At 66.9% G+C, this 23,085-nt stretch carries 15 protein-coding genes and 1 tRNA gene; 6 read left to right on the forward strand and 10 right to left on the reverse strand.

What is annotated here, in order from left to right:
• Nucleotides 1-118 precede the first annotated feature (118 nt).
• The 5 genes from F466_RS0103460 to F466_RS0103480 all read left to right on the forward strand — a co-directional run bounded on the left by F466_RS0103460 (nucleotide 119) and on the right by F466_RS0103480 (nucleotide 5,880).
• Nucleotides 119-511 carry a hypothetical protein gene (locus F466_RS0103460; RefSeq protein ID WP_018175232.1) on the forward strand — a complete coding sequence of 131 codons (393 nt, stop codon included), beginning with the start codon at nucleotides 119-121 and terminating at the stop codon, nucleotides 509-511.
• 206 nt (nucleotides 512-717) lie between these two features.
• Complete coding sequence (locus F466_RS0103465) at nucleotides 718-2,235, forward strand: TolC family protein (protein ID WP_018993451.1); 1,518 nt, start codon at nucleotides 718-720, stop codon at nucleotides 2,233-2,235.
• Nucleotides 2,232-4,007, forward strand: coding sequence for an HlyD family efflux transporter periplasmic adaptor subunit (locus F466_RS0103470; protein WP_018139024.1), 1,776 nt, complete (start codon nucleotides 2,232-2,234; stop codon nucleotides 4,005-4,007). The genes F466_RS0103465 and F466_RS0103470 overlap by 4 nt, the downstream gene beginning before the upstream one ends.
• Nucleotides 4,004-4,690 carry an ABC transporter ATP-binding protein gene (locus F466_RS0103475; RefSeq protein WP_018175234.1) on the forward strand — a complete coding sequence of 229 codons (687 nt, stop codon included), beginning with the start codon at nucleotides 4,004-4,006 and terminating at the stop codon, nucleotides 4,688-4,690. The genes F466_RS0103470 and F466_RS0103475 overlap by 4 nt, the downstream gene beginning before the upstream one ends.
• An 8-nt stretch (nucleotides 4,691-4,698) precedes the next feature.
• Nucleotides 4,699-5,880, forward strand: a complete 1,182-nt coding sequence (locus tag F466_RS0103480; protein ID WP_018175235.1) for an ABC transporter permease — start codon at nucleotides 4,699-4,701, stop codon at nucleotides 5,878-5,880.
• Here the strand turns inward: F466_RS0103480 and lnt are convergent.
• The 5 genes from lnt to ddaH form a co-directional block, all read right to left on the reverse strand.
• Complete coding sequence (gene lnt, locus F466_RS0103485) at nucleotides 5,858-7,393, reverse strand: apolipoprotein N-acyltransferase (protein WP_018993453.1); 1,536 nt, start codon at nucleotides 7,391-7,393, stop codon at nucleotides 5,858-5,860. The two genes, F466_RS0103480 and lnt, sit on opposite strands and share 23 nt — an antisense overlap.
• 86 nt (nucleotides 7,394-7,479) lie before the next feature.
• Nucleotides 7,480-7,884, reverse strand: a complete 405-nt coding sequence (locus F466_RS0103490) for a hypothetical protein (RefSeq protein ID WP_018993454.1) — start codon at nucleotides 7,882-7,884, stop codon at nucleotides 7,480-7,482.
• A gap of 47 nt (nucleotides 7,885-7,931) precedes the next feature.
• The gene (locus F466_RS0103495; RefSeq protein ID WP_018993455.1) at nucleotides 7,932-8,339 is read right to left on the reverse strand and encodes a hypothetical protein; all 408 of its coding nucleotides are present in this window, start codon (nucleotides 8,337-8,339) and stop codon (nucleotides 7,932-7,934) included.
• Nucleotides 8,340-8,492: 153 nt separating this feature from the next.
• Complete coding sequence (locus F466_RS0103500; protein WP_018993456.1) at nucleotides 8,493-10,040, reverse strand: TolC family protein; 1,548 nt, start codon at nucleotides 10,038-10,040, stop codon at nucleotides 8,493-8,495.
• A 267-nt stretch (nucleotides 10,041-10,307) separates the two neighbouring features.
• Nucleotides 10,308-11,384: a dimethylargininase gene (gene ddaH / locus F466_RS0103505; protein ID WP_369773117.1), complete on the reverse strand. Its 1,077-nt coding sequence runs from the start codon at nucleotides 11,382-11,384 to the stop codon at nucleotides 10,308-10,310.
• On the opposite strand from ddaH, the gene F466_RS0103510 reads away from it, so the two are divergent.
• Nucleotides 11,374-11,802, forward strand: coding sequence for a hypothetical protein (locus tag F466_RS0103510; RefSeq protein WP_018175241.1), 429 nt, complete (start codon nucleotides 11,374-11,376; stop codon nucleotides 11,800-11,802). The genes ddaH and F466_RS0103510 overlap by 11 nt on opposite strands.
• Nucleotides 11,803-12,106: 304 nt before the next feature.
• Here the strand turns inward: F466_RS0103510 and F466_RS0103515 are convergent.
• The 5 genes from F466_RS0103515 to F466_RS0103535 all read right to left on the reverse strand — a co-directional run bounded on the left by F466_RS0103515 (nucleotide 12,107) and on the right by F466_RS0103535 (nucleotide 23,075).
• Nucleotides 12,107-12,183, reverse strand: a tRNA-Ile gene (locus F466_RS0103515).
• Nucleotides 12,184-12,278: 95 nt separating this feature from the next.
• Nucleotides 12,279-14,189, reverse strand: coding sequence for an RNA polymerase sigma factor RpoD (gene rpoD, locus F466_RS0103520; protein WP_018993458.1), 1,911 nt, complete (start codon nucleotides 14,187-14,189; stop codon nucleotides 12,279-12,281).
• A gap of 215 nt (nucleotides 14,190-14,404) precedes the next feature.
• The gene (dnaG, locus tag F466_RS0103525; protein WP_018993459.1) at nucleotides 14,405-16,189 is read right to left on the reverse strand and encodes a DNA primase; all 1,785 of its coding nucleotides are present in this window, start codon (nucleotides 16,187-16,189) and stop codon (nucleotides 14,405-14,407) included.
• A gap of 434 nt (nucleotides 16,190-16,623) precedes the next feature.
• Nucleotides 16,624-21,087 carry a glutamate synthase large subunit gene (gene gltB, locus F466_RS0103530; RefSeq protein ID WP_018993460.1) on the reverse strand — a complete coding sequence of 1,488 codons (4,464 nt, stop codon included), beginning with the start codon at nucleotides 21,085-21,087 and terminating at the stop codon, nucleotides 16,624-16,626.
• Between the two features lie 161 nt (nucleotides 21,088-21,248).
• Nucleotides 21,249-23,075 (reverse strand): SPOR domain-containing protein, encoded by a 1,827-nt coding sequence (locus tag F466_RS0103535; protein WP_026296408.1) that lies wholly within the window; start codon nucleotides 23,073-23,075, stop codon nucleotides 21,249-21,251.
• Nucleotides 23,076-23,085 lie beyond the last annotated feature (10 nt).

Consider the following 23,085-nt stretch of genomic DNA (forward strand, 5'->3'; position numbering starts at 1 on the left):
GGTGATACACAGGGTCCGGGATCCCCGATTCGGGTGCAGACGCGGCGGCAGGGGTGCAACGGTCCTGGTCGCCCAGTCTCGGTTCGTGGGGGCACATTTCAGGCAACGAGGACAGCGCATGAATAATGTGGGGCGGAAGGCGAAGTGGGGTGCGGCGGTTGCCGTGGGTGCGGCGATGCTGGGCGTCGGCGCGATCGCCGCGGCCGATTCCTCGGTGGTTGAGGTCGACAATCGCTCCAGCGAGTCGATCCAGGGCTCGGTGCTGGAACTCTCCAGCTACACCGAGCGTTCCTTTAATCTCGCCCCGGGGGCGCGAACGGATCTGAAATGGGATGGCTGGTATCACGAATACGTGTACAACCTGGATGGCGAGTCACCCAATGTGGTGCGCTTTCAGTCCCGTTTTCCCAACCGCGATTACCTGTCGAACGACATCACGATCACCTATTTCGACGGTGACGACGGGGTGGAACACGAGATCGAGTGCGGCGAGCCCTGCTACTGGCCCTGATCCGCATCGATCTCTCCATCTGTGGCGCGCCGGCGCCCTCCTGTCCGATTCAGCTGCGTGGCGTTTGCCGGCAGGCCAGGGCCGGTGTTTGTGGCCACCGGCCGTCGGGAAGCGCGTCAATCAATGCCTCTATTAGCGCCATGATCTTTTGAGTGACTGAAAACGGGACAGGGATCGAATGGGTCGTTCGGTGGGCTGTGCGGGGCTTGTTCCTGCTCAGCCCTTTGCTGTTGTTGGGCCCGGCTGTCGAGGCCGTAGCGGGCACCGATGCCTTCGAACAACAGGCGATGGAATATGCCCCGGCCCCGCTCGCGGGCAGCACCATCGAGCTTGGGCTTGCGGAGGCCGTGGCGTTGTCTCTGCGCCGGAATACGCAGCTGCAAAGCGCCTATCTCGACCGGGTCGTGGATCAGCTCAACCTGGCCGTGGCGGAGGCGCAGTTCCGGCCGCAGGGCACGATTGACCTGTCGGCGCAGCAGAGCCGATCGCCCGGCGACGATGCCGAGACGCAGCGAAGCTCGACCCTGTCACCCACCCTGGAGGCGGAACTGCCGACCGGCGGCCGGATCGGCTTTAGCTGGAACCTGGCCCAGTCGCATGGCGAAACCGGGCTGGCCGCAGCCAGCTCGCGAGTCTCCAACCTGTCGCTGGATCTCTCGCAGCCGCTGCTGCGCGGAGGCGGGCTGGCGGTTGGGCGTGCGCCACTCGAGATTGCGCGTATCCAGGAAGCGATCAGTGCGTTGAGCCTTGAAGAACAGGTTGTCACGGTGATCGAGAGCGTGATCAACGCGTACCGTTCGCTGCTGCAGGAGCAGCGGCGCCTGGAGATCGCCCGTTTGTCACTGGAGCGCACCGAGGATCAGCTGGAACGCAATCGGGCGATGGTGGAGCGCGGGCGCATGGCGCGCAATGAACTGGTACAGACCGAGGCCAGTCTGGCCAATCAGCGTTTCAATGTGAGCCAGTCCGAGGAGACTCTGGAACAGGCCGAGCTGGAGCTGCTGCGTCTGCTGAACCTCGGGCGCGACACGCGGCTGCGGCTCCTGGACACCATCGACCTCGATGAGTTGGATACCCTGCGCGTGGACGCCCCGGCGGTCGATGAAGCGCTGGATATCGCACTGCAGAATCGCCCTGACTACCTGCGCCTGCGTCTCGGGCGCGCCATCGAGGACGTCAACCGCATGCTGGCGCAGAACAATCATCTCTGGCGGCTGGACCTGGTGGCCAGTCTTGGTGCCGGTGGCGAGGGGGATTCCGCGCGCAGCGCTCTTGAGGCCACCTTGGACGAGCGTCCCGGCTACAGCGCCGGGCTGCAGATGGAGGTCCCGCTGTTCGATCCGGAGCGGCCGGTGCGCTTGCTGGAATCGGAGATCCGCCTGCAGCAGGCGCATATCCAGTTTGCCGAACGCGAGACCGAACTGCGTCTGGAGGTTGAGCGCGCGCTCAACGACCTTGATAGCCGCTGGCGCCAGATCGGCTTTGCCCGGCAATCGCTGAAGCTAGCCCGCGAGAGCCTCGAGATCGAGCGCGAAAAGCTGTCGGTGGGGCGCAGCACCTCGTTTCAGGTCAATGCCACCGAACGCAGCCTGCGGGAGGCGGAGCAGTCGTTGCTCAATGCGGTTGTGGCGTATTTGAATGCCCAGAGTGTGCTGGATCGTGTGCTGGGCACCACGCTGGACACCTGGGGCCTGGCACTCCCCGAAGCCGGAGTCATGCCATGAGTCAACAGGAACCGGTCAGTCAGCACATCCTCGATGCGATGGCCGATGGCGTCCTGGTCGTGGACGCCGCCGGGATGATTCGAACGCTCAATCCGGCTGCGGCCCGCATCCTCTCGTTGTCGCCGGAGTCCACCCTGGGGCGCAGTCTGGCCGAGGTCTTCCTTGGCGAATCCGGCTATGGCGAGTTCGTCGATGTATTGCTGGAGGCCATCTACTCCGGCGAGATGGTGCCCGATCGTGTGGTGGCGGTTGAACTGGGCGGCGAGACCCGTTCCCTCAAGCTGACCACGTCCTACCTCGACGAGGGGGCGGCCGGCGGGGAGCGGGCGGTCCTGGCCGTATTCACGGATGTCACCGATCTCGAGGCCGCCCGGCGCAGCGAACACGCACTGGCCGAGGAGCTGCGCAGCAAGCACCGCGAGTTGCAGGATGCCTATGTGCAGGTCGAGTCCAGCAACGAAGCCCTGCAGCATGTCTTTCGGCGCACTCACCGTCTGCGTCTGGCCGCCACCGTCGCCGTGATCGGCGTGTTTGCCCTGGCCGCGTACTGGGCCATGCCCAGCCTCTCACTACCGGACTTTGGCGAGACCACGGCTTCGCGCGCTGCGCCGGATGTTGTGGATCCGGGGGTGTTCGAGGTGCAGGCGCGTTCGCTCGAATCCACGACAGGCTTTTCCGGGCGCTTCCGGCCGGGCGATGTGATTACCTTGGTCGCCCCGTTCGAATCCACCGTCCTGTCGCGCCATGTGGAGTATGGCGAACGCGTATCCGAAGGCGACGTACTGCTGGAGCTGGACCCCACCGAGGTCCGCATTCGTTACCGCCGCGCTCGCAGCGATCTGGCGGATGCCGAGGCCGAGGTGGAATCGCTGGAAGACTGGGAGCAGAGCCGGGACATGGCTTCCGCCCGGCGCAGCCTGCGCCAGGCGGAGCGCTCGCTCAACAATGACCGCCGCGAGCTGGATGACGTCGAGCATCTGTTCGAGCGTGGCATCGTGCCGGAGCGCGAGCTGCGCGCGGCCGAGGACCGAGTGCAGGAAGCCGAAGTGCGCGTCGAAGCGGCGCGCGAGGACATGGCCGAGACCCAGCGCCGCGGCGGTACGCGTCAGCTCGAGCGCGCGCGCGCCGAGGCCGAGAACGCGCGTGCTGAATACGAGCAGGTGCGTGCTCAGATGGAGGGCAAGCGGGTCATCGCGCCGGTGGACGGTATCGTGCTGGCCCCGATCGACGACGAACAGGACGGCGATCGTCGGGTCGAGTCCGGGTCGCGGGTGAACAGCGGCGAGGCCCTGCTGGCGGTGGGCGACCTGTCGTCGATGGAGATCGAGGGCAGTGTGGACGAGCTGGATATCCACGACGTGCGCGTTGGTCAGTCCGCTCGTGTGCGGATTGCACGCGGGGGCGGCGAGGAGTTTCCGGCCCGAGTGTCGTATGTCTCCTCGCAGGCACAGGAGTCGAGCGGGCGTGGCTTGCCGGTGTTTCGCCTGATCACCCGCATCGACGATCTGGACGCCGAGGCGCTGGAGCGGATTCGCGTCGGGATGTCGGCCTCGGTGGATGTGGTCACCCAGGAGGAACCCGATGCGGTTGTCATCCCGCACGCCTTTGTCGAGCGCGACGGCGACGAGTACTGGGTATGGCGCCAGCGCGACGATGGCGAGCCGGAACGGATCGCGGTCGAGCTGGGAAATTCGCGGTTTGACGGCGTACAGGTCAGTGCAGGGCTGGAGGCCGGGGATCGGTTGATCGCGCCGCCCGGTGGCGGGTCGTGAGCGCTCAGCCTCTGGTGCAGATGCGGGATGTACACCGTCGCTACCGCGTCGGGCCATCCGATGTTCACGTCCTGCGCGGGGTCGACCTGGACATCCAGCGTGGCGAGCTGGTGTCGCTGATGGGCGGGTCCGGTTCCGGCAAGTCCACGTTGATGCACATTGCCGGGCTGCTGGAACGCCCGTCGGCCGGTGACTACCACTTCGACGGCCACGATGTCTCCCGGATGACCGCCGACGACCTCGCCCGCTATCGCAATCACCAGATCGGCTTCGTGTTCCAGACCTTTCACCTGTTGCCACGCCTGACTGCGGTCGACAACGTCGGCTTGCCGCTGATGTATCAGGATGTCGGCAAGCGCGAGATGCGACGTCGTGCCCGCGCCATCCTGGAGCGAGTCGGCATGGGAGATCGCGGCGATCACCGGCCGAACGAGCTCTCCGGCGGTCAGCGTCAGCGCGTGGCGATTGCACGCGCCCTGGTGGGCAGCCCCTCGGTGGTGCTGGCCGACGAACCGACCGGGGCGCTGGATTCCCGCGTGGGGCAGGAGATCATGGATCTGTTCCTCGAGCTGAATTCCGAGGGTGTCACGCTGATCATCATCACCCACGATACTGATGTCGCGCGGCAGTGCCGGCGTCAGTTGGTCATCCGCGACGGGGTGGTCGACGAGGATGGCGCATGAGGCCCCGTGTGCTGCTGGGCGAGGCCCTGCGCAACATCGCCGCGACCAAGCAGCGATCGCTGCTGGCCCTGCTGGGGATCGTGATCGGCACGGCCTCGGTGATCGCGATGCTGAATGTCGGCACGATCATGCAGAACGCGATGCTGGAGCAGTTTCGTGCCATGGGCACGAATGTGGTCAATATCCGCGAGCGCTTTCAGCGCGAAGAGGATGGCCAAGCGGTATCGCTGACTCCGGAGCTGGCGTTTGATCTGGGGCGCGAGACCGATGGCCTGCAGCGCGTGGCGCCGTTCAGTACCGGTAGCGCCCAGCTGCAAATGGGCGCGGACAATCACAACCTGCGCCTGACGGGCGCGACCGAATCGCTGCGCGACCTGCTGCGGGTGCGTCTCGCCCAGGGTCGCTGGATATCGGATATCGATGGCGTCAGCCTGCAGGGGGTGTTCGGCGCCGAGGTGGCGCAGCGTTATGCGCGCGAGGCCGGGAGTCCGCTGGAGGTGGGCGAGCGGGTCCGTATCGGGGCGTACTATGTGACCGTCGCCGGGATCCTCGAACCCTACCCGCGGGGCGGGGGTGTCAGCCCGGTGTCACCGAACAGCACGGTGTTTCTGCCGCTGGAGGCCCTGCAGCGATTCGAGCCGGACGGGGACCTGGACGGCATCCTTGCACGGGTGCACAACGAGGTCGATCACAGCGCCCTGGGGCAGCAGATCATCGAGTGGTTTTCCGATCGTGTCCCGGGGCTGCGGGTCGAGGTCAACAGCGCCGAGCAACTGCTGGAGAACATGGAGGCGCAAAGCCGCATGTTTACCGTCATGCTCGGTGCGATCGGCAGCATCGCCCTGATCGTCGGAGGGGTGGGCATCATGAACATCATGCTGGTGTCGGTGACCGAGCGCCGTCGCGAGATCGGAATCCGTCTGGCCATCGGGGCACGCAATGCCGACATCCGCCGGCAGTTTCTGGTCGAGGCCGTGCTGCTGTGTCTGCTGGGCGGCGTGCTCGGCGCCGTACTGGGTACCGGCGTGGCATACGGCTTCGCACACTTCACCGGCAATGCCTTTGTGGCGGCACCCGTGGCGGTCGCGCTGGGCGTCTCCGTGTCGACCCTGACCGGGGTGGCCTTCGGCTACTACCCCGCGTTGCAGGCCTCGCGGCTGGATCCGATCATCGCGTTGCGCAGCGAGTAGGCCGCGCAAACCGCCGCCACCCCCGGTAGAGCCCGGCCAGCATCACCAGCACGGCCAGGCCCTGCAGGACACGATCGCCATGGCGCTGATAGAACGGCCGGTCCGCTACGGTGTGTACATCGATGCTTCGGGTCGTGCTTTCCCAATGCGGGGTCTCGCTTCCGGGTACGACCCGGCCGGCGGCATCGAACACGGCACCACCCCCGGTGTTGTGCAGCATGATCAACGGGCTGCGGTTTTCCAGGCTGCGTGCACGGGCGATGGACCGGTGGGCATCGGCTGTCCGTGGGGAGCCGAACCAGGCGTGATTGCTGATGTTCACGATCAGGCCGGCCTGCCCGGCCAGATTCTCCCGCACCAGGTCAGCGAACAGGCTCTCGAAACAGATCGCCGGAGCGAGGGGTATGCCATCGGGGCCAGTCAGCGGCGCCGCCATCGATCCCGGGCTGAAGCGCGAGGCCTGCGGGAGCTGCGTGCGCAGCCAGGGGAGCTGCTTTTCAAGAGGCAGGTATTCCCCGAATGGCACAAGCTTGCGCTTGCGGTAGGTCCCGGACAGGCCAGAGTCGGGCTCGAACAGCAGGGCGACATTGTGGACGACATGATCCCCGTCGCGGCGCTGCTCGGTCCCGTTGACCAGTATGGGCACCCCGATCCCGTCGGCGAGATCGGCGAGCGCGCGATGACCCCAGGATTCCGGCGCCGCCTGCATCGTGATCGCGGCCTCGGGCCAGATCACCAGATCCAGGTCGGGGTCGGACGCATGCAGCCGTCGAGTCATCTCGATCGCGGTCTCGATGTCGTTGTCGCGGTCGGCCGCTGGCATGTCGTCGCGCCGCGCATGGACCGGGATATTGGGCTGCACCAGCCCCAGGCGTGAGCTGTGCTCCGGCGCGGCCTGGTCCAGCGCGTCCAGGCGAAAGCTTCCGTATGCGAGCAGGGCGGCGAGCAGTAGTACCAGCAGCAGCGGTGCAGCCGGCGCGAGCGTACGACGGTGCAGCCCGGTCAGGATGCCGGCGGCGAGAAAGCCGAGCGCAGCCGCAAAAAACAGCAGGAGCGGGATGCCGCCGACATCGACCACTTGAGTGAGGCGTGGATGGGCGAGCAGGGCATAGCCGAAATGACCGGGAAGGATCTGCGGCGAGAACGACAGGATGACGGTCAGCAGACCTGCCGCAAGCAGGGCCTGCGCGGGTCGCTCCAGGCGCAGCGCCAGGAGCGAGGCCGTCGCGGCGAACGCGGCATACGGGAGCGCCTGGAACAGCGCAATCCCGAGCACGGTCAGACCGCCCACTGCCCACGGAAGGTCCAGCCATGCCTCCATGCCCGGTACCACCCATCCCACCGATGGCAACCAGTAGCCCAGGCCGGCGAGCAGCCCGGCCGCGGCGGCCGCCCCCGGCCTGAGCCCCTGCAGCGCGAGCCCCAGCAGGCTTATGGAGAACAGAGTGAAGACCCCGGGGAGCGGCCCTTCGGCAAAACTCAGGTGAAAGAGGATCGCGGAGCCCGCCAGCAACGCACCGCGGGCGAGCGCAAACAGGGCAGTCGGCGGGGATAGGGCCGCCGCGCGGGCGGCTTCCCCGGTCGGGGAGGTCGAGCGGGTCAGCGTATGCCGAGGCGGTTCGGGCAGCCGCCACCGCTATAGCGAATTTCGGTGATCTCGACCTCTCCGGAGACCACGTGAACCTCCGAACGGTGGGAAAAGTCGAGCCGCTTGGTCTCGCCGGAACGCCAGCTTTCCCGGTCACGGGCCTCCAGCGTCATCCGTTCCCGGTGGGGGTAGTCATCGTCCATTACGGATGCGTATCCCTGCAGCTCGCTGGACTCGAGCCCGCGAAAGCCGATGCACCCGGTCGCGAAGCTTTGCGTAGCCAGTTGCACGCGATCGCCGCTGCGCAGGACATCGCCTTCGTTGGCCGAGCTTCCGCCCCCCGAGGCGGCTGTGGGCGAGGTAGCGGCGATCGAGAGCAGGGCCGTGGCGACAAGAGCGTGGGTGATCTTTGGCATTCCGGATCCTGTTTCGGTGGGTTCGGTTTTATTTTGCGCGGCCGCGTTCAGCTGACGCGCAGTCCAAGCCGGTCGGGGCAGCCGCCACCGCTATTACTGATCTCGGTGATCTCTACGGCGCCGGACAGCACACGGATCTCGGAGGTGCGAAAGTCGAAGCGCTTGGTTTCTCCTTCCCTCCAGCTCTCGCGTCCCCGCTGCTTGGTGATCGGGTCCCCTCCCCTGTAGGAGACGATCAACTGGTATCCCTGGACCTCGCTGTCGGACAGCCCGCGCAGGCCCATGCAACCCGTGGAACCGATCGCGGCCTCGACCCTTACAGAGTCCCCGGCGCGGAGCGTGTCGCCCACGCTCGCACTGGATACGCCTGAGGCCATAGCCGAGCCCGAGATGCCCGTGAGGGCGGTTACAGCGCCTGCCATTAGCGCGGCGCGTCGAAGCGGCTGATCAATCATGCGGGGGTGGCCTCCGTGCGGACTGTCGAGTGGAGTGGCTCAACCTAGCACAGCAAGGTTGTAATCCCCGCGGGAATGGTTAGTTCGGCGTGAGCTGGAGCGCCCCGGGGATTGTTGTACACGGGGTGTTCGGGGGAGATGTGGGAGACCGAGTCAGCTCGTCGGCTGAGGGATCGCCAGTTCCCAGCGCTCGAGCACGACACCCATGACGCGATCGAGATCGGTTCGGGCATTCTGGTAGTTGATGGCGGCATCCAGCAGGGATTGTTCCGCTTCGCGAAGCGCGCGCTCTACGCTTTCCACCTCGAATCCCGAGGATCGCCCCACGCCGAGTTTTTCCTGTTCGACGGCCACGGCCTGGCGCGCAAGCTCCAGCGATTGCTCCGCCAGGCGCAACTGATCCCAGCGGCTCTCGAGGGCGTTCAGGTTGCGCTGGACCTCGATGCGGATAGAGGTTCGCAGCTCTTCAGTGCTCAGGCGCGCCTGGCGCTGCTCTACACGCGCCGTACCCAGGCGCTGCTGGCGAGCGGGGCGGTCGCCCCAGGGGATGCTGAGTTGCAGGCCTACCGTATGGCCGGGCGATTCCTCGAAGCCCTGCTCGATCGCGCGCGTGGTGGAAGGGGCATCGCCCCTGACCTCGACCGAGGCGGACAGGTCCAGTTGCCAGCGGTTGGCATCCTCGGCCAGCGTTCGATCAAGCGCGGCCAGTTGCTGGGTGACCAGCGACTGGCGCAGCTCCGGGCGCTGCTCCATGGCTATATCCAGCGCCTGGTCCAGGCTGGGTGCGTCAGAATGGAGCGCCTGTACGGAGCGGATATCGATGGTGTCTTCCGGCTCGACCCTCGTCCCCGGTTCCAGTCCGATCAGGCGCACCAGTTCCAGCTCGGCCTGGTCTCGGCGCTCAAGGGTCTGCTCGCGCTGCAGTTCCTGGCGCGCCAGGCTCTCGCGCGCGAGCGCCAGGTCCGCCGCGGAAAGCCGACCGCGGTCCACCAGTTCGCTGCGGGTTTCGAGGTTCTGGCGACTGCGCTCCAGGGCCAGTTCGGCTAGCTCCACTCGCTGGTTCTCCAGAATCAGCGTGCGATAGGACTGGATCACCTGGGCGAGGGTGCTGGTGACCTGCGACTCCAGGACCAGCACGTTCCGTTCTTCATTCAGGTGTGCCCGCTCGACGGGGGCCCGCCCAATCTCCAGCCCGCCGCCGCGCAGTAGCGGTTGCCTGATGTCCAGCGTGACCTCGGACGTGCTGTCCTCCGTCCCATCGGGTGCGCTGGATTGCAGCACCCGCTCCACTCGCCAGTTCAGGCTGGCCTGTGCACCTGTTGGGAGCGCCATGCTGGCTCCCGGAGCCACGCTGGCGGTCCGCGTGCGTGTGCCGTTCAAGCCGGCCGAGCGGTCTTCCCGCGCCTCGAGCGATACCGAGCTGCGGGGCTGGAACGTGCGTTCGGCCAGATCCAGGTTGGCCCGATCGAGCACGCGGCCTAGATACGCGCTGCGCAGCGACGCATTGCGAGCGATGGCCAGTTGCAGTGCATCGCGCAGCGTGAGCCTCAGTGGCCCGTCCGCCGACTGATCGCCGGAGCCGACTATGGGGGCGGGCCCCGCGACGCCGTTGCCGGATTCCGCAGGCAGGCTGCTCGCCCCGGCGGCCGTAGCCAGGAAAAGCAGGCAGCCGAAGAATACAGGGTGCTTGAGCAGGCGCATGGAGGCGGCGGAGGTCGCTCTCTCGGTCGGCAGGTGAGTTTCCGGCGACCGCCCGCAAACCGTGCGCGCCATCACATACCGGCAGTATCCCAACCTTGCCGCAACCCCGTAAAGGCAGGGCAGGTTGCGCCATGATGGGTATCCAAGGGAAAGCCGCCGCAAACCGTCCGAATCGGCGCGGGTCGGCCACTTCGGCGCCATCGACAGTCGCCCGCCTGTCGCGACGGTGTCTGCTCGAACAGCCAGGGCAAGGGGCGAGAGTCTTGATTATCGGCCTTGCAGCCTTCCTTTCAGGTCCAGCGTCAGGCACTTCATGCCGCCACCGGATTTCTGAAATTCGTCGATCGCCACCAGGTGCACCTCCATGCCGTGCTGCCGGTAGCGTTCGGCGAGTCCCGTGGCCCGGTCGCTGAGGACGATTCGCTCGCCATCGCTGACCGCATTGAGGCCGTAGGCCAGCGCATCGGCCTCGTTCGCCTCGATCACATTGGGCACCCGATGCCGTACCGCCTCCAGGCTCTCGTGGGTAAAGGCGGGCGGATAGAGCGCAACGGTTTGGTGATCGACCACCGTGAAAGCCGTGTCGAGGTGGTAGAAGCGGGCATCGGTTAGCTGGAGGCTGACCACTTCCAGATCCAGAAATGACGCGAGCTCGGCATGCGCCGCCTGGTCACTGCGCCAGGGATAGCCGGCGAAGAGCGTGTCGTTCCAGATCAGCGCATCCCCTTCGCCCTCGAAATCGTGGCGGGGCTGGTAGAGCACCGTGAACCCCTGCTCGCGCAGCCAGCTTTCGAACCACCAGGTCTCGCCCTGACGCTCTGGATGCCGAAAGGTGGGCAGCGCCACCTTGTCACCCACGACGAGCGCGCCGTTGGCCGTGAAGACCATATCCGGAAACCCCTCGACGGGCGGGATCAGATGGACCTCCCAGCCAAGGGTCTCCGTATACAGTTGATAAAGCGCCTCCCATTGCCGGGCCGCTGCGTCCGGGCACACGGGGCACTCAAGGTCCATCCAGGGGTTGATCTCATAGTGGATGGCGAAGTGTTCCGGTCGGCACATCAAAACGGATTTCGCCATCGTGGTGCTCCATTGGTGACCGGGATCGGTACGAACACGCTTTTGACTTGAAACGTGCCAGCAAGGGTGCGTCCCTTCAAGTCCCTTCGTCGAGGTGTGTGAGCAGGCGCGCCGGGTTCGGTGGAGGCCGGCCCAGCATGGCTGCGTATTCCCCCCGCAGTGGATAGCTACATGGCTGGCGGGGGCGTCATGGAAATCTCGCAGGCGGTCTCGTACTCTGGCCCGCCATCTGTCCAACCCCGCTGGAGACATCGTGGTCAACATCCTGAACCCGTACGCCGACGATCAGCCCGAGCCGAAGCACATCCTCCTGCGTGCTCGCAGTGGCGAGGCGGTTTCGGCTAACTTCACCCTGCAGGATCGGCGGGGCCGGGAGAGCGCGGCGGAATACCTGTTTCATCTCTATTCCACCATCAAGCAGAAGCTCGGCGAGCCGGTCCTGGATACCGCGGCCCCATCGCCGGACGACCAGGCCGCCATGCAGCGCCTGATCCTGTACTCGGCCGGCGCCCACGACACCATGTTCGGCACCTTCAATGCCTCCAACACCTCCTCGGAGATGCCGGAGGAAGAGCGCAACGAGTTCGTGGAGATCTTCCTGCTGGCCTGCGCCACGGTCATCGAGGGCCAACGGATCACCGTCGACCTGCAGCGCGGCCTCGTCACCGCAGAGGCGGCCTGAGCGCAACGGCCCCGGAATGCCCCCGTGCTGCAAGCAAGGGTTCGAGTGGCGGTCCCGGTTGGGTAGAAGCCGGCCGCGTAGCGGCGCGAAGCCTGTCCTCGCGAGGCCGGAACGGCGTGCGCCGGCAGGCGCGCGACTGGAATAGTCCGACCTGCCCAGCAGGAGCGCAAGCGAGTGGTGGGCCCGGTTGGGTGGAGGCCGGCCGCGCAGCGGCGCGAAGCCTGTCTTCGCGAGGCCGGAACGGCGTGCGCCGGCAGGCGCGCGACTGGAATAGTCCGACCCGCCCAGCAGGAGCGCAAGCGAGTGGTGGGCCCGGTCGGACTCGAACCGACGACCAAGGGATTATGAGTCCCCTGCTCTAACCAACTGAGCTACAGGCCCGTAATCGGGGAGGGTACAAACGACTGCGGCGCCATTCTACCCGGAAAGGAAGAGATGGCGCCGCAGAGGGTGGCCGGCGGGGAGCCGGCCGGGTGTTACTCGGCGTCGGTGTAGGTGCGCAGCAGTTCGGCGCGGGTCGGGTGGCGCAGCTTGCGCAGGGCCTTGGCCTCGATCTGGCGGATGCGCTCGCGGGTGACGTCGAACTGCTTGCCGACTTCCTCGAGGGTGTGGTCGGTGTTCATGTCGATGCCGAAGCGCATGCGCAGGACCTTGGCTTCGCGCGGGGTCAGCGTGGACAGGATCTCGCGGGTGGCCTCGGACAGGCTCTCGCGCGCGGCGGAGTCCGACGGCGAGGCGACCTTTTCGTCTTCGATGAAGTCGCCCAGGTGGGAGTCTTCGTCGTCGCCGATCGGGGTCTCCATGGAGATCGGTTCCTTGGAGATCTTGAGCACCTTGCGGATCTTGTCCTCGGGCATCTCCATGCGCTCGGCCAGCTCTTCCGGCGTGGCCTCGCGGCCCATTTCCTGCAGCATCTGGCGGGAGACGCGGTTGAGCTTGTTGATGGTCTCGATCATGTGCACCGGGATGCGGATGGTCCGGGCCTGGTCCGCGATGGAGCGGGTGATGGCCTGGCGAATCCACCAGGTGGCATAGGTCGAGAACTTGTAGCCGCGGCGGTATTCGAACTTGTCCACCGCCTTCATCAGGCCGATGTTGCCCTCCTGGATCAGGTCGAGGAACTGCAGGCCGCGATTGGTGTACTTCTTGGCGATGGAGATCACCAGGCGCAGGTTGGCCTCGACCATCTCCTTCTTCGCGCGGCGAGCCTTGGCCTCGCCGATGGACATGCGGCGATTGATCTCCTTGATCTCGGAGATGTTCAGGCTGGCCTCGTGTTCGGTCTCGGCGAGCTTTTTCTGCAGGCGCACGATCTCTTCCTCGTGCTCGGCGAGGGCGGTGGTGTACTTGCCCTTGGCCTTGCAGGCCTGCTTGATCCAGCCGAGGTTGGTCTCGTTCTTCGGGAAGCTGTCGATGAACGCCTTGCGCGGCATCTGCGCCTGGTTTACGGCCAGTTCCATGATGCGGCGTTCATGGCGGCGGATCTGGTCGATGCTGCCATGTAGCTGGCTGGTCAGCTGGTCGACCATGCGCGGGACCAGCTTGAACTCCATGAAGTACTTGGCGGTGGCCTCGCGCGCGACGGCGTAGGCCTCGCGGTTGCCCTTCTCGAAGGCCTTGTGGGCCTTGGCGTGCAGCTTGCGCAGCTTCTCGAAGCGTTCGCGGGCCTCTTCCGGGTCGGGGCCGGTGTCGACCGGTTCGGCGGCCTCGTCGTCTTCCTCGGCGTCCTCCACCTCGTCGACGATGGCGTCCAGCTCGGCGCTGGCCTGTTGTTCGGCGGCGGCCGCGGCCGCCGCCTTCTGCTCGTCCTGGGCCTTCTGCGACTGTTCCGGCGTCACCAGGCCACGGGCCACGGCCTCGCCGTTGGCGTGGTCGTTCGGGTCGATGAAGGAGACCACCAGATCGGTCAGGCGGCCGTTGTTCGCGACAATCTGATCGTACTCGTGGATCAGCCGCTCGATCGCGCCCGGGTGATGGGCGAGCGCGAACAGGACCTGCATCAGGCCCTCTTCGATGCGCTTGGCGATGCGGATCTCGCCTTCTCGGGTCAGCAGCTCGACCGTGCCCATCTCGCGCATGTACATGCGCACCGGGTCGGTGGTGCGACCGAAATCGGAATCGGCCGAGGCGAGCGCGGCCACGGCGTCCTCGGCGTCCTCGTCGGCGGAGACGGAGCCGTCGGACAACAGCAGGCTGTCGGCGTCCGGGGCCTGTTCGTGCACCGCGATGCCCATGTCGTTGATCATCGCGATGATGTCCTCGACCTGGTCGGAGTCGATGATCGAGTCGGGCAGGTGGTCGTTGACCTCGGTATACGTGAGGTATCCCTGCTCCTTGCCCTTGGCAATCAGTTCCTTGAGCTGGGATTGTTGCTCTTCACGATTCATTACGGTCGTACTCCGAGGTGCCTGGGTCGCTGAATGGGTCGGATCATTCCGGGTCGCAGAAAAATCAATCCTACATTGTAGCAGAAGATTCTTATATTGCCGGGATTCTCCCGCCAAACCCTCTGCCGGGTCGCGGAAATCCCGGTAAGTACTCTGGGGGCGGAGTTTTCAATTTCAATCGCTTACGGCCTTTGGGCCGCGTGCTACGGGGGAATCTAACCGGGGTTTCTCTTCTGCAGTAGTGCACTAAGACGCGCGAGCTCCTCGCGTTGTTCCGTAGTGAGCCCGCCGTCTGCGCGAGTGAGTTCACGAATCCGCGTGCGTGCCTGCTGGAGCAGGAGCTGGCGGGCACAGTCCATGGCCACCTGTTGGGTCACCTTCGGGTCGCCATCGCCAAGTTCCCGGGCGGCCAGGGCCTGCAGGCGGTTGAAGTGGCGATCGTCGCGGAATCTTTCCAGCAGATGGGCGCTGCTACAGCCGGGACGCTCTTGCAGGGCCGTGAGCAGCTTGCCCAGCGTTTGCGCGGCGGTGCCGGGGAAGGCCGTGAGGTCGGCCAGTTCGGACTGGGACCACTCGAGCTCGGGGTGCTGCAGGATGCGCGCAAGCAGCGCCCCCCAAAGGGCGGAGGGTGTCTCCTGCGCCGCGCCCGCCGGCTCGGCGGGTGGGGCATCGGGGATGTCCGCCGGTGCGGAGACGGGGCCCGTCGCGCGGGCGTTCCCGTCTTCGGCCTCGCGCAGTTGCTCGCCCAGCCGCTCCGGGCTCAGGTGGGTCTCCTGGGCGACACGCTCGACCAGCTGGTCGCGGAACAGTGGGTCACGGGTGGTGGAGACCAGTTTCATCGCGGCATGCGCGAAGCGGGTGCGGCCCTCGGCGGTTTCGGTCGGGTGTTCCTCGCGCAACAGCCGCACAAGCGTCTCGGACAGGGGCAGGGCGCCGGTGAGGCGTTCCTCCCAGCCGGCGAGGCCGTCGCGCAGCACCAGGCTGTCGGGGTCGTCGCCCTCGGGCAGGAACAGCACGCGCACCTCGCGCAGGCCCTGGATCGCGGGCAGGGCCTCGGCCAGCGAGCGCCAGGCCGCGCGGCGCCCGGCGGCGTCGCCGTCGAAGCACAGGGTGATGCGCGAGACCTGGCGGAACAGGCTGTCCAGGTGGGCGCGGGTCAGGGCGGTGCCCATGCAGGCCACCGCGCGGCGAAAGCCGGCGCGCGCCAGCCCGACCACGTCCATGTAGCCCTCGACCACCACGATGTCATCCAGCCGGGTGCCGGCCTTGCGCGCCTCGAACAGGCCGTAGATGGTCTGTCCCTTGTGGAAGACCTCGCTCTCCGGGCTGTTCAGGTACTTCGGCTCGCCGTCCTCGATCAGGCGCCCGCCGAAGCCGGTGATGCACCCGCGCCGGTCGCGGATCGGAAACATGATGCGCGCGCGGAAGCGCTCGCGGATGCCGCCGTCGTCGCGCCGCGCGGCCAGGCCGGCTTCCACCAGCTGTTGCGGGGTGAAGCGTGGCTGGAGTGCCTCGATCAGGCCCGAGGGCGGGGCCCAGCCGATCTGGTAGTCGCGGGCGGTGGTGCCGTCGATGCCGCGGTTTTTCAGGTATTCGACTGCCTTCGGCGTCTGGCGCAGCTGCTGCACGTAGTAGTCGGCGGCCGCGTTCAGGGCCTCGTACAGCGGCGCGTGGGCCTCGCGCTTGTCGTCCGCTCCGGCCTCGCGAGGGACCTCCAGTCCGGCCTGCTCGGCCAGTTGCTCGACCGCCTCGGGGAAGCTCAGATTCTCGTACTCCATCAGGAAGCTGATGGCCGTGCCGTGCGCCCCGCAGCCGAAGCAGTGGTAGAACTGCTTTTGCGGAGAGACGTAGAACGACGGTGTCTTCTCGCCGTGGAACGGGCAGCAGGCGGCGAACTCGCGCCCGGCCTTCTTCAGGCTCACGCGGCGCTGGATCACCTCGACGATATCGCTACGTTCGAGCAACTCGTCGATGAATGCCTGGGGGATGAGACCTGCCATGGTTTCGCCGGCTATTCCTCGGGGGTGTGCTCGTCGTCAGGTTCGCATGATAGCCCAGGGTCGGGGCGCAACACGTCATTGCGGGACGCCGCAGCCGATGCGGCGAGCCCCGGTGGTCTCCGGGGCGGACGCCGGGGTTGCCCGTGGAGATCGCCACGTCGCTTCGCTCCTCGCGATGACGCTGCTTTCTACCTCGGCGTCCTTGCGAGGAGCCGGGGGCGGCGAAGCAATCGCTATCCGTCAGCCTCCGGTCGCGGGATGGTGTCCGGGTGCTGCCAGGTCATTGCGAGCGCAGCGAAGCAATCTCCAGGAACTGCCACCAGAACACAGCATCAAGCGATGGCTTCGCTGCGCTCGCAATGACGGGTTTTGGGGCACTGCAAACAAAACGGGCCCCGTCAGGGGCCCGTTTGAACGTTCCGCCGGGTGGTGGGTCAGGCGGCCTGGCGCAGGTTGGCCAGCAGGCCCCGGAGTTCGGAGGCCTTGGGCTTCACCAGCCAGAACGAGCCCTGGTAGTGGTCGAACTGCTCGAGGATTTCGCGGCCCCAGGCGCTGTCGGTCTCGTGCACGAATTCCGTGATGAGCTCCTCCAGGTAGTTGCGGTGGGCCTCCATGTCCTCGGTGTCGAGGCGGTGCAGGTCGATCAGCTCGTTGTTGATGCGGTCCGGGAAGTCGTTCTCCCGGTCCAGCACGAACGCGAAGCCGCCGGTCATGCCCGCGCCGAAGTTGATGCCGGTGTTGCCCAGCACCACCATCACGCCGCCGGTCATGTACTCGCAGCCGTGGTCGCCGATGCCTTCCACCACGGCGATCGCGCCGGAGTTGCGCACTCCGAAGCGTTCGCCGCACTGGCCGGCCGCGAAAAGCTTGCCGCCGGTTGCGCCATACAGGCAGGTATTGCCCATGATGGTGGTGTCCTGGCTGGCGAAGCCCGAGCCTTCCGGCGGACGGATGACCAGCTTGCCGCCGGTCATGCCCTTGCCGACGTAGTCGTTGGCGTCTCCTTCCAGGTACAGGTGCAGGCCGCCGGCGTTCCAGACGCCGAAGCTCTGCCCGGCCGTGCCTTTCATGCGCACGGTGATCGGGGCATCGGACATGCCCTGGTTGCCGTGGCGCTTGGCGATCTCGCCGGACAGCCGCGCGCCGATCGAGCGGTCGGTGTTGGCAACGTCGAAGCGGTATTCGCCACCGGCCTTGTTCTCGATGGCCTCGAGCATCTCGGCGACCATCTTCTCGGCCAGCTCGCCCTTGTCGAACGGCTCGTTCTTCGGCTCCTTGCAGAAGCGCGGCTTGTCGTCGAGGTCGCCGCTGGCCAGCAGGCCGTTCAGGTCCAGGTGCTGCTGCTTCGGCGTCTCGCCCGGCAGGATCTCCAGCAGATCGGTACGGCCGATCAGATCCGTCAGGCTGCGCACGCCCAGCTTCGCCATCCACTCGCGGGTCTCGCGGGCGACGAACTGGAAGTAGTGCATGACCATCTCGGGCAGGCCGATGAAGTGGTTCATGCGCAGCACCTTGTCCTGCGTGGCGACACCCGTTGCGCAGTTGTTCAGGTGGCAGATCCGCAGGTACTTGCAGCCCAGCGCGACCATCGGGCCGGTGCCGAAGCCGAAGCTCTCGGCACCCAGGATCGCCGCCTTGATCACGTCGAGGCCGGTCTTCAGGCCGCCATCGGTCTGCAGGCGCACCTTGTCGCGGAGATCGTTGCCGCGCAGGGTCGCGTGGGTCTCGGTCAGGCCCAGCTCCCACGGGGTGCCGGCGTACTTCACCGAGGTCAGCGGGCTGGCGCCGGTGCCGCCGTCGTAACCGGAGATGGTGATCAGGTCGGCGTAGGCCTTGGCCACGCCGGCCGCGATGGTGCCGACACCGGCCTCGGAGACCAGCTTCACCGAGACCAGCGCATCCGGGTTGACCTGCTTGAGGTCGAAGATCAGCTGCGCCAGGTCCTCGATGGAGTAGATGTCGTGGTGCGGCGGCGGCGAGATCAGGGCCACGCCCGGATTCGAGTAGCGCAGCTCCGCGATCATCTTGTTGACCTTGTGGCCCGGCAGCTGGCCGCCCTCGCCGGGCTTCGCGCCCTGGGCGACCTTGATCTGCAGCACCTCGGCGTTGACCAGGTAGTGCGGGGTCACGCCGAAGCGGCCGGAGGCCACCTGCTTGATCTTGGACATGCGCTCGGTGCCGTAGCGGGAGACGGCCTCGCCGCCCTCGCCGGAGTTGGAGCGCCCGCCGAGGCGGTTCATCGCGGTGGCCAGGGCCTCGTGGGCCTCCGGCGACAGCGCGCCCAGGCTCATGCCGGCGGAGTCGAAGCGCGGCAGGATCTCGGCCTCGGACTCGACCTCGTCCAGCGCGATCGGCTCGATGTCGTCGCGGACCTTGAGCAGGTCGCGCAGCACGGTCACCGGGCGCTCGTTCACCAGTGCGGCGTACTCCTGGTACACGCCGTAGTCGCCGGACTGCACGGCGCGGTGCAGGGTCTGGATCACGTCCGGGTTGTAGGCGTGGTACTCACCGCCGTGGACGTACTTCAGCAGGCCGCCCTGGCCGGCGCTCTTGCGCGGGTTCCAGGCGCGCCTGGACAGCGTCTCCAGGTCCGCCTCGATATCGGCGAAGCGGGTGCCCTTGATGCGGCTGGTGGTGCCGGTGAAGCAGGTGTCCACGACCTCGTCGGCCAGGCCGACGATCTCGAACAGCTGCGCGCCGCGGTAACTGGCGATGGTGGAGATGCCCATCTTCGACAGGATCTTGAACAGGCCCTTGTTGATGCCACGGCGGTAGTTCTGCGCCAGGGTCAGCGGGTCCGCGTTCGGGATCTCGCCGGACTCGCACATGCCGTGCAGCGCGGAGTAGGCCAGGTAGGGGTAGATCGCGGTGGCGCCATAGCCCAGCAGGACCGCGAAGTGGTGCGGGTCGCGCACGGTGGCGGTCTCGGCGACGATGTTGGCGTCGGTGCGCAGCTTGGCGCGGATCAGGGCGTGATGCACCGCGCCCACGGCCAGCGCGGCCGGGATCGGGCGGCGTTCCGGGTCGATGCCGCGGTCCGATAGCACCAGCACCACGGCACCGCCGCGCACGGCCTCCACCGCGTTGTCGGTCAGGGCCTTCACGGCGTCTTCCAGGGAGCCGGCATGGACGTCGTAGTTCAGGTCCATGCGCTCGACGCGGAAGGCGTCTTCGGTCTGGTTGCACAGTTCGCGGAACTTGGCCTCGGACAGCACCGGGGAGTCGGATACCAGGCGGTGGGCGTGGTCCGGGGTCTCCTCGAACAGGTTCTGCTCGCGGCCGAAGCAGGTCTCCAGCGACATCACGATGCTCTCGCGCAGCGGGTCGATCGCCGGGTTGGTGACCTGGGCGAACTGCTGGCGGAAGTAGTCGAACAGCGAGCGGGTGTGGCTGGAGAGCACGGCGAACGGGGTGTCGTCACCCATCGAACCCACGGCCTCCTGGCCGGCCTCGGCCAGCACGCGCAGGATCTGGTCGCGCTCCTCGAAGGTCACGTCGAACAGCTTCTCGTAGGTCTCCAGGCGCTCGGCCGGCATCGGCTCGCCGGAGAACAGCTGGTTGTCGTCCAGCTGGCTCTTCAGGTGCTTCACGTGGGCGCGCAGCCACTGGCGGTAGGGCTGGCGCGTGCGGTTGATGCGGTCGACGTCCTCGGGCTGCAGCAGCTCGCCGGACTCGGTATCCACGGCCAGCATCTGCCCGGGCTTCAGGCGGCCCTTGGCGACCACGTCCTCCGGGGCGTAGTCGTACACGCCGATCTCGGAGGCCAGGGTAATGTGGCGGTCCTTGGTGATCACGTAGCGCGCCGGGCGCAGGCCGTTGCGGTCCAGGGTGCAGGCGGCGTAGCGGCCGTCGGTCAGCACGATCCCGGCCGGGCCGTCCCAGGGCTCCATGTGCATGGAGTTGTATTCGTAAAAGGCGCGCAGGTCGGAGTCCATGTGCGCGACGTTCTGCCACGCCGGCGGCACTAGCAGGCGCATCGCGCGGAACAGATCCATACCGCCTGCCAGCAGGACCTCGAGCATGTTGTCCAGGCTCTGCGAGTCGGAGCCTTCCAGGTTGACCAGCGGCTCCAGCTCGGCCAGTTCCGGCAGGTTCTCGGTGGCGAACTTGTGCTGGCGCGCAACCGCCCAGTTGCGGTTGCCCTGCACGGTGTTGATCTCGCCGTTGTGGGCGAGGAAGCGGAACGGCTGCGCCAGGCCCCACTGCGGGAAGGTGTTGGTGGAGAAGCGCTGGTGGAACACGCAGATCGCGGTCTCCAGCTCCGGGCGCTGCAGGTCGCGGTAGAACACCGGCAGGTTCTCCGGCATCACCAGACCCTTGTAGGAGACCACGCGCGCGGACAGGCTCGGCACGTAGAACACCGGGTCGTCGCCCATTGCGATCTCGGCGCGGCGGCGCACTACGAACAGCGCGCGCTCGAAGGCGTCGCCGTCCATGTCGGCCGGGGCGTTGATGAACACCTGCAGGATGTGCGGCTGGCTCTTCAGGGCCTCGGCGCCACAGGCGTCTTCCGGGTTGATCGGGACCTCGCGCCAGCCGGCAAGCTTCAGCGGGCCGTGCTCGATCGCACCCTCCACGGCGGCGCGTGTCTCGGCGATCTTGTCCGGGTTGATGAACACAATACCGGCGGCGAAGCGCTCGGCCAGTTCGATGTTCGACTCCGAGGCCAGGGTGCGCAGGAAGGCTTCGGGGGTCTTCATCAGCAGCCCGCAACCGTCGCCGGTCTTGCCGTCCGCGGCGATCGCGCCGCGGTGGGTCATCCGTTCCAGGGCCTTGATCGCGGTGTCCACCACCCAGTGGCTGGCTACGCCGTCCATGTGCGCAATCAGGCCGAAGCCGCAGTTGTCGCGCTCGAATTCGGGGCGGTAGAGGGTGCCGTTCAGTTGGTTCTGTCGCATCGGTGAACTCCGGTCACGGCGCGCGAAGGGCGGGCCGTCGGGCTGGAAAAGAACACGAAAAAAGGCGCAGGAATATAGCCGAACCGTCATTCTCCCGGCAAACCGGGGCCGGTCAAGTAGGCACGGGGAGGTGCGGGTTGGCGGGTGCGAAGGCGGCGAGTCTATTCGCGTGCCACGCCTTGTACGGAGCCGATGGAGCGGATCCAGGGGCCTTCGTTGCGGACCGCCTCGGGCAGGTCGGATGCCGCGCTTTCGGCGGCCTCGCGACTGGTAAACGATCCAGCCAGCACGACCACAAAGTCGCGATTGTTCACGCGCGTGGGGATGTAGCGGATGCCGCCAAGGTTGTGGCGATCCGCATAGCCGCGGGCAGTGGACATGTCCGGAGCCGCGATCAACTGGATGGTGAACGCATCGGAGGACTGGTTGCCGAGCCACTCCAGATCGCCGCGCAGGCGCTCGCCGTCACCATCCTCGTCGGCCAGGGCCTCGGTGGTCGTCTCTGGTTCCGGTTCCGGTTCCGGTTCTGGCTCCGGCTCCGGCTCCGGCTCCGGCTCCGGTGCTGGTTCGGGCTCGGGTTCAGGCTCAGGTTCAGGTTCCGGAGCGGGTTCTGGCTCGGGCTGTGGCTCAGGTTCAGCGGCGGGTTCGGCCTCGATGCCGGCAATCGGATCGCCGCTCGGGCGTTCCTGGCCGGGCAGGGGTTCGATTCCCGGGCTAGTCAGCGTGTCGTCCGCATGCTCCAACGGGTCGGCCGCGACCAGGTCGTCCTGCTCGGGGGATGCCGGGGGTCGGGTTTCCGGCAGCGGGAGTTCGATGACCTCTTGTTCCGCCTCGGTTTCGCCACCGTCCATCAACTGCAGAGCGACGGGTGCGGCGATACCGATCGCGACCGTGGCGGCAACCGCTGGCACGAACCAGCGCTGATTCCAGAAGGGCGCGGTGCGCTTTTCCTCCGGGGGTTCGTCGAGTTCGTGGTCGGGCTCCGGCGGCCAGTCCGGTTCGTCATCGGCATCCGAGTGCGCGAGGGCCTCGGCGGCCGGAGTGAATTCGTCCTCTTCGCGCTGGGCACGAAGCACGGGCTCGGCGTCGGTTTCGCGGTCGAGGCCGGCATCGGAGTCAATGGTGACGCCGGCGGCCTCGGGTGTCGTGGGTGACGGCGCCTCTTCGCGCTCGGCCTCGTCACCCAGCGCGATGCCGGGCGCTGTAGTGCCGGCTGCACTGGCGGCATGGCGTTCGCTGCGGCAGTGGCGCTCCAGGACCTGGTTGGCCTCTCGGTTCAGGTTGCCGGGCAGGCCCTGGCTGGTGGTCTGGAGATGGTGGATCGTTTCCTGGTCGAGCAGGCGTTCCGGGTCGTCGAGGCCCGCCGCTTGCAGTCGGTGGCGCAGATAGGCGGCCGTTTGCTCGAGGTTGAAGGCGCGCAGGTTGACGCGCGTGACCTGGTCCTCGTCGGAGGGGTCCGGGAGGTACAGGCGGCGGCGGAGCAGGCCGCCGGAGCCCACCAGCACGATGCGCGGGGCGCGGCCCTGGGGCTCGAGCACCTCGCTGCGCATGCGCATCAGGTTGTTCACGATGTCGGTGCCGACGAGGTGGGCATCGTCCATCGCGATCACCGGGTCGCGGCCGACGGCTACGCGCTCGGCCAGTAGCTCGGTCAGCGGGCGGTCGGGGTCATCGGCGTTGTGCGAGCGCAGGTAGTTGCGAATGGTGTTGTCCACCGATTCGAACTGGGTGTTGATGCGGGCGCGAAAGGCGATCAGCTCGAAGGGCTCGGGCAGCATCGCCAGCAGGCGCATCAACTGCAGGCTGCGCCCGGAGCCGTTCTCGCCGGTCATGATCACGATGGCGCCCGGGGCATCGAGGGCGGCGCGCGCCGACTCCAGCAGCCCGTCCAGCAACGGGTCGCTGTAGATGAAGTGTTCATCCGGGGTCTCGTCGAACGGCGCCGTGTGCAGGCCGAGCTGTTTCAGGCATTGGTCGGAGAGCGCCATGGGTCTCAGT

Source organism: Thioalkalivibrio sp. ALgr1 (genome assembly GCF_000378285.1).
GTDB lineage: Bacteria > Pseudomonadota > Gammaproteobacteria > Ectothiorhodospirales > Ectothiorhodospiraceae > Thioalkalivibrio.